Source organism: Kocuria sp. SM24M-10 (genome assembly GCF_001027955.1).
Taxonomy (GTDB): domain Bacteria; phylum Actinomycetota; class Actinomycetes; order Actinomycetales; family Micrococcaceae; genus Kocuria; species Kocuria oceani.
Genome location: NZ_LDNX01000030.1, coordinates 34,652 through 42,152, shown reverse-complemented (window position 1 = coordinate 42,152; position 7,501 = coordinate 34,652). Strand labels below are relative to the sequence as shown.

The 7,501-nt window shown below is 75.3% G+C and carries 6 protein-coding genes; 4 read left to right on the top strand and 2 right to left on the bottom strand.

Features of this window, described 5'->3' with window-relative positions; genetic code table 11:
* Positions 1-132 precede the first annotated feature (132 nt).
* Entirely contained in the window at positions 133-735 is a 603-nt protein-coding gene (locus ABL57_RS03580; RefSeq protein ID WP_047802079.1) for a TIGR03085 family metal-binding protein, read from the bottom strand.
* Positions 736-831: 96 nt separating this feature from the next.
* Complete coding sequence (locus tag ABL57_RS03575) at positions 832-1,287, bottom strand: DUF3817 domain-containing protein (protein WP_047802078.1); 456 nt, start codon at positions 1,285-1,287, stop codon at positions 832-834.
* Positions 1,288-1,685: 398 nt separating this feature from the next.
* On the opposite strand from ABL57_RS03575, the gene ABL57_RS03570 reads away from it, so the two are divergent.
* The 4 genes from ABL57_RS03570 (at position 1,686) to ptsP (ending at position 7,441) form a co-directional block, all read left to right on the top strand.
* A complete protein-coding gene (locus tag ABL57_RS03570) occupies positions 1,686-2,477 on the top strand; it encodes a DeoR/GlpR family DNA-binding transcription regulator (protein ID WP_047802077.1) in 792 nt (263 codons plus the stop codon).
* Positions 2,474-3,448 carry a 1-phosphofructokinase family hexose kinase gene (locus ABL57_RS03565; RefSeq protein WP_047802076.1) on the top strand — a complete coding sequence of 325 codons (975 nt, stop codon included), beginning with the start codon at positions 2,474-2,476 and terminating at the stop codon, positions 3,446-3,448. The genes ABL57_RS03570 and ABL57_RS03565 overlap by 4 nt, the downstream gene beginning before the upstream one ends.
* A gap of 100 nt (positions 3,449-3,548) precedes the next feature.
* On the top strand, positions 3,549-5,669 hold the full coding sequence (locus ABL57_RS03560; protein ID WP_047802075.1) for a fructose-specific PTS transporter subunit EIIC: 2,121 nt from the start codon (positions 3,549-3,551) through the stop codon (positions 5,667-5,669).
* Positions 5,670-5,740: 71 nt separating this feature from the next.
* A complete protein-coding gene (ptsP, locus tag ABL57_RS03555) occupies positions 5,741-7,441 on the top strand; it encodes a phosphoenolpyruvate--protein phosphotransferase (RefSeq protein WP_047802074.1) in 1,701 nt (566 codons plus the stop codon).
* Positions 7,442-7,501 lie beyond the last annotated feature (60 nt).

Genomic DNA, 7,501 nt, shown 5'->3' with positions numbered 1-7,501 from the left:
GTCCGGTGACCGGATCATCATGGGCGTCCGGGCGGACCTGTTCCGCTGACCGGCTGAGGCCGGGGACCCGGCCACGGACGGACGGGGGACCGCGCGCCGCGCGGTCCCCCGTCCGTCCGTGCAGGACCAGGTCTACTCGACCGTCTCCTCCACGCGGGCCTGCCCGCGCCGGCCGAAGGCCCACAGCAGCAGCTCGCTGGGCACGGCGCGCAGCACCCGCACCGTGCCGGTCCGGCCCCGGCCCCCGCGCACGGCGCCGTAGGAGGGCGCGATGAGCACCACGGTGTCGTCCTCGTCCTTGAGCATGACCTTGGCCATGAGGCTCAGGCCCTGCCACAGCGCCTGCTCCTCGTCGTGCAGCAGCGGGCGGTCGTGCCACTCGGGCTGGGCGCGGCGGGCGTCCTCGTGGTGGACGAAGAACTCCACGGTGTTCATCCGCTTGTCCAGCGGGCCCAGCCGCGCCGGGGAGTACAGCGGCGGGTGCTCGACCTTGCGCACGAGCTCCTCCCACGGCTGCCCGGCCACGGCCTCCTCGGCGCGCCGGGCCCGGTCGCGCAGCACCGGCACCCGGGACAGGGCCCGGCCGGCCAGGACGTCGGGCCGCCCGTCGCGCAGCACGAGGTGCACGGCGAGGTCACGGGTGGTCCAGCCCTCGCACAGGGTGGGGGCGTCGGGGCCCAGGCGGCGCAGGAGCGCGGCGAGGTGCCGGCGCTCGACATTGGCGAAATTGGTCACGTGGTTCCTCCTCGTGGCCCGCCGACGGTCGGCGGTGCCGTCCCGGGGACCACGCTATACCGGGGCCCCGGGACCCGGAACCGCCCGCGCCGCGGCTCAGCCGCGGGGGACCGGCGGGCCCAGGTGGAGCAGCACCGAGGTCAGGGCCGCCACCGCGACCAGGCCCACCAGGGTCGCCAGCAGCGGGCTGCGCAGGGACCACGCCTGCAGCCGCTCCGGCACGGTGGCGGGGCGCTCACCGCCCGGGGCCAGGCGCCAGCCGCCGGCCAGCCGCCCGGAGCGCTGCGCGCGGCGCTCGAAGGGGATCGTGGCCCAGGGCACCACGGCACTGGCCAGGCCGAGCACGCCGAAGCCCACCGGCCACCGCTGGTCCACCCACACGAAGCACGTCACCAGGCAGTAGCCGAGGAACACGACCCCGTGCAGCATCCCGAAGACCGGGACGAGGGCCTCGGAGACCCCCGTGTACTTCAGCACCATGCCGAGGATCAGCAGGGTCCAGGTCACCGCCTCCGCGAGGGCGAAGCGGCCGTAGAGCTCACGGGGCGTCATGGGGGTGCTCTCCTGCAGGTCGGGTGCGGCGGGGTCCCGTCGGGATCCCGCGACGGAGGAGGGACCGGCGCGGGGCGCCGCGCGGGCGTCCCGGGGCCCCGCAGGGCCTCCTCGCGGCCGCCCCGCGGGGCCGGGTGCCCCGGCTCGCGGGCCCGCCCGTCCTCCGTCCCCTGGATGATATCGGCGTCCCGCGGGCCCCGCCGCATCGGCGGGCCCGCCCCCGCCGAGGCGTCCGGCACCCTCCCCGCCCCGTCCGGGAGGGCGCCCGCAGGAGATCGCTCGCCCGTGCGACGCTCCGTGAAATGGATCACGACGACCCCTGGTAAAACCACACGAACTCACATAAACTCAAAGGAACGCAGGGCCCCTGCGTCGTCGCAGTTCGTGAGGTGGATGTCATGTTCGCAGAGGAACGCCAGGCCGAGATCGCCGCGCTGGTGGGCACGACCCGCCGGGTCAACGGCGCCGAGCTGGCGCGCCGTTTCGACGTCACCATGGAGACGGTCCGCCGCGACCTCGCCGCGCTGGAGGCCGCCGGCCGGCTCCGGCGGGTGCACGGGGGCGCGGTCTCCGTGGACCAGTCCACCTCCGACGAGAAGGCCATCCACTCGCGCCAGCACCTCAACACGCCCGAGAAGCGGCGCATCGCGGAGGCCGCCTTCACCCTGCTGCGCAACAGCGGGGCCGGCGCGGTCGTCCTCGACGCCGGCAGCACGGTCGAGGCGCTGGCCGACCTCATCGTCCGGACCGACTCCAGCCTGGCCGACGGGCAGGAGCAGCTGATCATCACCCACGCCCTGCACATCGCGGCCAAGCTGGCCGACGCCAACGGCATCGGCCTCGAGCTCGTGGGCGGGCGGGTCCGCAAGCTCACCTGGGCCGCCGCCGGCGGCCGGGCCGCGGAGCACTACACCCGGCTGCGCCCCGACCTCGCGTTCGTGGGCTGCAACGGGATCCACGCCACGTTCGGGCTGAGCACTCCCGATCCCATCGAGGCGGTCGTCAAGACCGCCATCATCCAGACCTCCCGGCGGGTCGTGGTCCTCTGCGACTCCGCCAAGCACGACCAGGAGACCCTCATGCGCTTCGCGTCCCTCGAGGACATCGACACCCTCATCACCGACCGGGCCCCCGGCCCCGAGCTGGCCGCCGCCCTCGAGGAGGCCGACGTCGAGGTGATCGTCGCGTGATCCTCACCGTCACCCTCAACCCCTCCCTCGACCGCACCGTGGAGCTGCCCTCCCCGCTGCGCCGCGGCGCCGTCCAGCGCGCCGCCGGGGCCCGGCAGGACGCCGGGGGCAAGGGCGTGAACATCTCCCGGGCCCTGCGCGTGAGCGGGGTCCCGACCCTGGCCGTGCTGCCCGGGGACCCCGGCGACCCGCTGCTGGCCGAGCTCGCCGCCGCGCAGGTCCCCTACGAGACCGTCCCGGCGGGGGCGCCGATCCGCTCGAACATCACGATCACCGAGCCCGACGGCACCACCACCAAGATCAACGCCCCCGGCACGCCGCTGCTCCCCGAGCACCTCGACGCGGTGGTGGAGCTGCTGGTGCGACACGGGGCGGACGCCTCCTGGGTGGTCCTGGCCGGCTCGCTGCCGCCGGGCGCCCCCGAGGACGTCTACGCGCGGATCGTCCGCGGGGTCCGCTCGGCCCTGGGGGAGCGGGCGCCCCGGTTCGCCGTGGACACCTCCGGGGCCGCCCTCCGGGGCGCCACCGCCGCCGACGACGCCCTGCCCGACCTCATCAAGCCCAACGGCGAGGAGCTCGCCGAGCTGGTGGGGACGCACGACGGCGAGGAGCTCGAGGCCGCTCCCGAGCTCGCCGCCGCGACCGCCGCCGCCCTCGTGGCGCGCGGCCTGGGCGCGGTGCTGACCACCCTCGGCGCCGGCGGGGCGGTGCTCACCGCCGCCGAGGGCTCCTGGCACGCCGTCCACGAACCCGTGGCGGTGCGCTCCACCGTGGGCGCCGGCGACAGCTCGCTCTCGGGCTACCTCATCGCCCAGGAGCGCGGCGACGCGCCGCCGGAGTGCCTGCGGCAGGCCGTGGCCTCCGGCTCCGCGGCGGCGGCCCTGCCGGGGACCCGCGTCCCGTCCCTTCCCGAGACCACTCCCGAGGCGGTCACCGTGCGCGAGCTCTCCGTGCGCGCGGCCGCCGACTGACCCGTTCCACCTCATCCGCTCCACCTGAACCGCTCCACCTGAACCGCTCCAGCTCATCCGCACCACCCGGGCACCGACCCGGCCGCTCAAGGAGGACACCGTGTCCGAGCTCATCACCCCCGACCTGGTCTCGCTCGACCAAGACCTGGGAGGGGACAAGGAAACCGTCATCGGCCAGCTGGCCGCCCTGGTGCAGCGCACCGGGCGCGCCGAGCAGCTGGACGGGCTGCTGGCCGACGCCATCGCCCGGGAGAACAAGACCGCCACCGGCATCCCCGGCGGCATCGCCATCCCGCACTGCCGCTCCGCGGCAGTCACGGAGCCGACCCTCGTCATGGCCCGCCTGGCCGAGGGCGTCCCCTGGGGCGCCAAGGACGGCCCCGCCGACATCGTCTTCTTCATCGCGGCGCCCGAGGGCGCCGATCAGACCCACCTGAAGCTGCTGGCCAAGCTCGCCCGCTCGCTCATGAAGAAGGACTTCGTCGCCTCCCTGCGCTCGGCCCGCTCCGAGCAGGAGATCGTGCGGATCGTCGACGACGCGCTGGACCTGAGCCCGGCCCCCGAGGACGGCGCGGCCGCCACCGCCACCGCCGGCTCCACGGCGGCCGCGGCGGTCCCGGCCTCCGTCGAGTCCCGGCCCGGGACGCAGGACGCGCCGGCCACGGCGGAGCCGACCGGGAGCGCGCCGGCCCCCGGAGCGTCGGCGCGCCGGAGGATCGTGGCCGTCACGGCCTGCCCCACCGGCATCGCCCACACCTACATGGCCGCGGACGGGCTGACCTACGCGGCCGAGGGGATGGGCGTCGACCTGCAGGTCGAGACCCAGGGCTCCGCAGGCTTCACCAAGCTCGACCCGGCCACGATCGCCGCGGCCGACGCGGTGATCTTCGCCACCGACGTCGACGTCCGGGACCGCTCCCGCTTCGCCGGCAAGCCCTACGTCGCCTCCCCGGTCAAGCGCGGCATCGACGAGCCCAAGGTCATGATCGAGGAGGCGCTCGCCAACGCCGAGAACCCGAACGCCAAGCGCGTGCAGGGGGCCGCCGGCAGCGCCGACGAGGCCGAGGCCTCCGGCGGCCGCGAGGGCTGGGGGACCCGCATCCGCAAGGCCGTGATGACCGGCGTGAGCTACATGATCCCGTTCGTGGCCGCGGGCGGTCTGCTCATCGCGCTGGGCTTCATGGTCGCCGGCGCGGACATCGCCAACATCGCCGACGACGTCCTGACGGGCTCCACCATCTGGAGCCTGGGCGAGTTCACCCTCGCCCAGTACATCGGGGCCGTGCTGTTCAAGATGGGCTCCCTCGCCATCGGGCTGCTGGTCCCGGCGCTGGCCGGCTACATCGCCTACGGCCTGGCCGACCGGCCGGGCATCGCCCCCGGCTTCGCCGCGGGCCTGGTCGCCAACTTCATGGGCGCCGGCTTCCTCGGCGGCATCGTGGGCGGCCTGCTGGCGGGCCTCGCCGCCTACTGGCTGGCGCAGCCGCGGCTGCCGCGCTGGCTCGGCTCCCTGATGCCGGTGGTCATCATCCCGCTGCTGGCGACCCTGTTCTCCTCGGGGCTGCTGCTCCTGGTCCTGGGCGGACCGATCGCCACGTTCATGGCCTGGCTCACCGAGTGGCTCAACGGCATGACCGGCGCCAGCGCGCTGGCGCTCGGCGCGATCCTCGGCCTCATGATGGGCGCGGACCTGGGCGGGCCGATCAACAAGGTGGCCTACACCTTCGCCGCCGCCGGCCTGGGCGCCGCGACCGTCGCCAACACCGCCCCGCAGGAGATCATGGCCGCCGTCATCGCCGCCGGCATGGTCCCGCCGCTGGGCCTGGCCCTGGCCTCGCTCGTGGCCAAGCGCTACTTCACCGTGGCCGAGCAGGAGAACGGCAAGGCCGCCTGGCTGCTGGGCGCGTCCTTCATCTCCGAGGGCGCCATTCCCTTCGCCGCAGCCGACCCGCTGCGCGTGCTGCCCTCCACCATGGTGGGCGGTGCCGTGGCCGGGGCGATCTCCCTGAGCTCCGGGGCGCTCTCCCCGGCGCCGCACGGCGGCGTGTGGATCCTGCCGCTCATCGGCAACCCGCTGATGTTCCTGCTCTCGGTGGTTGTCGGTACGGTGGTCACAGCAGGCATCGTCGTCGCCCTGAAGCACGTGGGCGGCGCGCACGGGCGAGTGGCGGACGCCACCCGCTCGCGCGAGGACGCGGCCGCCGTGCCGACCACCGCCTGAGCGACGCGCACGGGCCCCGGCCGGGGCCCGTGCGCCGACCGACCAGCTTTTTCTCGAGGAAGAGGAACACCATGCAGACACTGACAGGCGTGGGAGTGTGCGCGGGCCGCGTCATCGGCGAGCTCGTGAGCATGCCGAAGCCGGTCTCGGAACCGGCCACGGGCCTGAGCCTCCAGGACGAGGAGCCCGAGGCGGCGGTGGCACGCCTGCAGGAGGCCGCGGCCGCGGTCAAGGCCGAGCTCAAGCGGCGGGCCGAGGCCGCCACCGAGAAGGACGCGGCGGACGTGCTGAAGTCCACCGCGCTCATGGCCGGGGACAAGGCGCTGCTGAAGAACGCGGCGAAGCTCATCACCGGGCGCGGGCTCGCCCCCGAGCGGGCGCTGTGGGAGGCCGCGAGCGACTACGCCGACCAGATGCGCGCCCTGGGCGGGTACATGGCCGAGCGCGCCGCGGACATCCAGGACGTCCGGGCGCGGCTCGTGTGCCAGCTGCAGGGCCTGCCCATGCCGGGCATCCCGCAGCGGGACGAGCCGTTCGTGCTGACCGCGGAGGACCTCGCCCCGGCCGACACCGCGACCCTGGACCCCACCAAGGTGCTCGCCCTGGTCACCTCCGGCGGCGGCCCGCAGTCCCACACGGCCATCCTCGCGCGCAACCTCGGGCTGCCCGCCGTCGTGGCCGCCCGTGACGTCGAGGGCGTCCCGGACGGCACCGAGGTCTACGTGGACGGGGCCACCGGGGAGATCCGGACCGAGCCCGGCGCGGACGAGCGGGAGCTCGTCGAGGCCTGGGTGCGCAGCGCCGGGGCGCGCAGCGGCTTCGACGGCCGCGGCGTGCTCGCCGACGGCACCGAGATCCCGCTGCTGGCCAATGTGGGCACCCCCGAGGACGCCCGGGCCGCGGCCGCGGCCGGGGCCCAGGGCGTGGGGCTGCTGCGCACCGAGTTCTGCTTCCTGGGCCGGGACCAGGAGCCGTCGGTCGAGGAGCAGGTCGAGCAGTACACCGCGATCCTGGCGTCCTTCCCCGGCAAGAAGGTCGTCGTGCGCACCCTCGACGCCGGGGCGGACAAGCCGCTGCCGTTCCTCACCGACACCTCCGAGCCGAACCCGGCGCTGGGGGTGCGCGGCTACCGCACGGACCGCGCGGTGCCCGGGGTGCTCGCCCGGCAGCTCGAGGCGATCGCGCGGGCGGAGGAGGCCACGGACGCCGAGGTGTGGGTCATGGCCCCCATGATCGCCACGACCACCGAGGCCCAGGAGTTCGCGCGGATGGCCGCCGCCGCCGGCCTGCGGGTGCCCGGGGTCATGGTCGAGACGCCGTCCGCGGCGGTGACCGCCGACCAGATCCTGCGCCACGTGCAGTTCGTCTCCCTGGGCACCAACGACCTGACCCAGTACACGATGGCGGCCGACCGGATGATGGGTGCCCTCGCGGAGCTCAACAACCCCTGGCAGCCCGCCGTGCTGCGGATGGTCCGGAGCACCGTGCAGGGCGCCCGGGAGGCCGAGGCCGAGGGCGCCGGACCGCGCAACGTGGGCGTGTGCGGAGAGGCCGCGGCCGATCCCGCCCTGGCCGTGGTGCTCGTGGGCCTCGGCGTGCACACCCTGTCCATGAGCGCCCGCGGGCTGGCCCCGGTCGCCGCCGTCCTGCGCAGCGTGGACATGGGCACCGCCCAGGCCCTCGCCGCGCTCGCCGTCCAGCAGCCCAGCGCCGAGGAGGCCGCCGCCGCAGTGCGCGCGGAGCTCGGCGTGCTCGCCGAGCTGGGCCTCTGACCGGCGGCCCGCGCCGGCCGCCACCACACCACCCACAGGGGCCCCGAACCCAGGACCCCG